This is a genomic window from Rudaea sp. (assembly GCF_036383415.1).
Taxonomy (GTDB): Bacteria; Pseudomonadota; Gammaproteobacteria; order Xanthomonadales; family Rhodanobacteraceae; genus Rudaea.
In genome coordinates this window covers 1-3,724 of the sequence record NZ_DASVOK010000142.1, presented here as the reverse complement: position 1 = coordinate 3,724, position 3,724 = coordinate 1, and the positions used below count along the sequence as shown (strand labels likewise).

At 68.3% G+C, this 3,724-nt stretch carries 3 protein-coding genes and 1 pseudogene; all 4 read right to left on the bottom strand.

From position 1 onward, the window contains the following. Nucleotides 1-929 (bottom strand): glycosyltransferase family 1 protein (locus VF497_RS05570; RefSeq protein WP_330886638.1); only part of this gene is annotated, 929 nt, incomplete at its 3' end. Next, complete coding sequence (locus tag VF497_RS05565) at nucleotides 920-2,125, bottom strand: glycosyltransferase family 4 protein (protein WP_330886637.1); 1,206 nt, start codon at nucleotides 2,123-2,125, stop codon at nucleotides 920-922. The genes VF497_RS05565 and VF497_RS05570, both read right to left, overlap by 10 nt. Continuing rightward, nucleotides 2,122-3,492 carry a beta-galactosidase gene (locus VF497_RS05560; protein ID WP_330886636.1) on the bottom strand — a complete coding sequence of 457 codons (1,371 nt, stop codon included), beginning with the start codon at nucleotides 3,490-3,492 and terminating at the stop codon, nucleotides 2,122-2,124. The genes VF497_RS05565 and VF497_RS05560 overlap by 4 nt, the downstream gene beginning before the upstream one ends. After that, nucleotides 3,482-3,724, bottom strand: a pseudogene (locus VF497_RS05555) (glycosyl transferase family 1); the annotation flags it as partial. The pseudogene VF497_RS05555 and the gene VF497_RS05560, both read right to left, overlap by 11 nt.

The following is a 3,724-nucleotide window of genomic DNA, read 5'->3' as shown; positions in this document are numbered from 1 at the left end:
AGCGCGCTGCCGTGCGCGACCGCGACCGGCGTGCCGTTGCGCAGCGCCTCGACCACGGGCAGACCGAATCCTTCCGCATAGGCGGGATGCCAGAAGCATTCCGCACCGGCATACAGCGCCTGCAGCGAATGATCGTCGAGGCGATTGAGGAAGCGCACGCCCGGCGTGTGCCGATGACGCTCAGAGAGATCCTCGGGCGAACCGACGATGACGACTTCGGGGAACTCGGTGCCGTTGACGGCTTGTGCGCGCGCGTTGGCGAGGCAGTCGAGGAAGAACGTCGTGTTCTTGCGCGGCTCCCAGGTGCCGACAAGCAGCCAGTAGCGCCCCTCCGGCAACGGCGCGGCGAGATCGGGCGGCGGCGCGGCGCCATTGTGGAAGCTCACGCAGTTCGGCAGCACGCGCAGCTTGGCGGAGTGTTCCGGAAACAGACGCGCAACCTCGCTCGCGGTGTAGCGCGACGGTGTCCAGATCACGTCCGCGACTTTGACCGAGTGGCCGATCGCGAAGCGGTCGAGGTTGCGATAGGCGAGCGCGGTCATCCACGAGCGATGGCGGTTGTCGAGGGTGAGTTGGAACACGTCGTGCAGCAGCAGCGCATAGCGCGCGTTCGCGGGCTTGTGTCCGAGCGGCAGCCCGGCGTTCGCCGTGGCGATGTAGAGATCGAGGTCGAGCCCGGCGACTTCGGCCGGCAGGAACTGCGATTCGAAACGCCAGCGCGGCAGCGGCCGATGCAGGCGATACACCGGAATGGCCGAGTCGGGGCAGTGCGCGATGTCGCGATGCGGATGCCCGGGCGGACAGGCGCTGAACAATTCCAGCGTCGTCTGCGGACGCGCGCGCAGCACTTCCTCCATCGCCAGCACCTGGCGGCCGATGCCGGAGTAGGGCGAGATCGTGACGGGGCGGTAGTCGATTCCTATGCGCATAATTCCAGGCTGTGATGGACTTGTTCGAGTTGGTTCGCCGCGTGCTCCCACGAGTGGTGCTCGCGCACGTAGCGACGGCCGGCGGCGCCGATCCGCGTCGCGAGGTCGCGCGATTGCAGGAGATCGATCGTCGCCGCGGCGAGTTCTTCGGCGCTCTCGCCGGCAAGGTAGTGTTCGCGGTCGTGCACGCCGAGACCGGACACGCCCTGCGCGGTCGACACTAGCGGCAGGCCCGCGGCGAGCGCTTCGAGCACCTTGAGCTTGGAGCCGCCGCCCTGGCGCAATGGTGCGAGGAACACGCTCGAGTCGCGCTGCACCGTGCGCAGATCGGCGACGAAGCCGCGCCATTCGATGCGCGGGTCGGGCCAGCGTTGCGCCCATTCGGCCGGCAGCTGGTAGCCGCACACGGCGAAACGTGCCTGCGGCAGCGCCTGCCAGACGCGCGGCAGAATTTCGTCGAGCGCGAACGCCACCGCTTCGAGGTTCGGCGCATATTCGAAGTTGCCGACGAAGAGCACGCGCTGACTCGAATGATCAGGCGCGAGGTTCGCGGTCGCGCTGGTGTCGGCGCCGTTGACGACGAGATGCGCCGAGCGGCCGCTGATCGCGCGGAAGCTCGCGGCATCGCCTTCGGTCAGCGCGATAACCTCGGTCGCGTTGGCGAGCGCGTTGCGTTCCCAACGCCGATAGCGACGTTGATCGATATGCGCGAACGGGCGCAGCAGCGCTGGCAGGCGCTGGTAAGTGGCGGCGCTCAAGCCCGATTCGAGATTGTGCTCTGACAGCACGAACGCCTGCCCGCGCCGCGCGAGTGCGGCAATGTACGGTTCGAGCGCATAGCTGTGCTCGATCTGCACGATGTCCCAGGGCTCGTCGAGCAGCGCCTCGAAGCGCGCCTCAAGACCGGGTGCGAAACCGTTGACGCAGACCAGCAGCGGATAGCCGGAGAACAGTACGCCGGCGAGCGTGCGCGGGTGTTTGAGCGGGCGCCGTGGCATCACGATCAGGCGCTCGACCAGCGGCGCAAGCGTGCAACGCGCTTCATCGTCGAGCGGCGTCTTCGACTGCACGAGCAGGGTGATGCGGTAGCCGCGGTCGGCGAGGCAGCGCAGCAGATGGAACTGGCGCAGCTTGCCCCCGCTCGTCGTCGGCCACGGCAGGTACGGCATCGCCCAGAGCATGCGCGGGGCTTTCATGGTGTCCACTCCAGCAGGGCGAGGTGAGGCGTTACCGGCACATGCAGCGCGCCGTCGGTGCCTGCGGCGAGATCGCGCTGCGTGCCGGCGAGCGGATCGTGCAGCGTCGCGCGGGGAATCTGCGCGAGCTTCACCTCGCCCGCGTCCGCGGCCCAGAACATGAACAGGCGATGGCCGTCCGCGCGCGTCCAGGTGATGCCGATCAGGCCCGAAGGTGGATCGGCGAATGCGGGCGTGTCGGCCGGTTCGAGGCGCGCGCCGGTGATCGCGAGGAAGCGTTGCAGCGCGAGATACGCCGGCTTCGGCTGCGCGGCGAGGTCGAGCAGGCCGTAGCTGCGGTCGCGCACCGAGGCGCGCTGATCGAGGTCGGAGAGGGTGAACAGGAACACGCGATCGAAGTCGAGCGCGCTCGTCAGCGCGAGCCGGCGCAGGAGGAAATCGGCTTGGCCGTCGGCGCCGATGATCGGCTGTTCCTCCTTCGGCCCGGCGTAGCTCGACCAGCCCCACTCGTCGGCCCAGATCTGCTTCACGCCAAGCGTGCGCAGGTGCGCGTTGAGCTTGCGCGACTTGTCCAGGAACTCGCGCGAGGTCGGTTTGTTGCCTTCGGGGTAGAGCGTGTACGGGTGATAGGCGACGACGGGAGGATCGATCTGCGCCAGCGCCAAGTTCGCCTGCGCGGCCAGCGCGCGCGCCTCGATCGCCTCGATCATCGAGCCGCCGAGCACGCCCATCTCGCCGAAATAGGCGAAGCCACCGAGCACGACGGGTTTGTCGGGCACAGCCGCGTGCAGTGCCTTCGCGCTGGCGAGGAACAGGCGCGCATAGCCGTCGGGATCCTCGTGCGGGCGCCAGAAGCCCGGCAGGTTCGGCTCGTTCCAGACCTGCCACGCGGCGACGCTTGGATAGCGCTGTGCGAGCCCGGCGAGCGTGCGCGCGTATTCGTCGACATCGCGCGGCGGATACTGGTCGCGGAATTCGCGCGCGCTCACCGGCGCAGTCGTGGCGAAGCTCGCCGAGCCGACGAGATAGACCTCGGGCTGCAAACTGTCGTCGCGCATCGCGTCCACGATCGGATCGAGCACGTCGTAGCGGAACTTGCCGGGCTCGGGTTCGAGCAGTTCCCATTGCAGGCCGAGGCGTACCCACGACAGGCCGAGCGCGTGCAGCGCCTGCATCTGGCGTTTGTATACTTTCGGCGGAAACCAGTGGAACTGTGCGTTGACGCCGAGGAAATCGTTCCACACCACCGCGCGCGGCGCCTTGAGCGCAAGCGGCGGCAACGGCTGCGACTGGCAGGCTGCAACGAGAAGAAGCGCGCCGACAGCGAACAGCAAAGCGGCCCGGCGGATGTTGGTTTCACGCTGCATGCGCTTTCGCCTCGGTCAGGGTTTCGAACATTTCGCGGAACCGGCGCGCGATCACCGGCCAGGTGCGTTGCCGCGACAGCCGCTGCGCCTGCGCGGCCCAGTCGGCGGCGAGGAACGGTTCGTCGAGCAGGCGCGTGATCGCGGCGGCGAGTGCGCCGACGTCGCCTTCGCGGAAGACGACGCCGTTGCCGTGGCCGACTTCCTCGGCGAACGCGCGCGCGGACGATGCGAT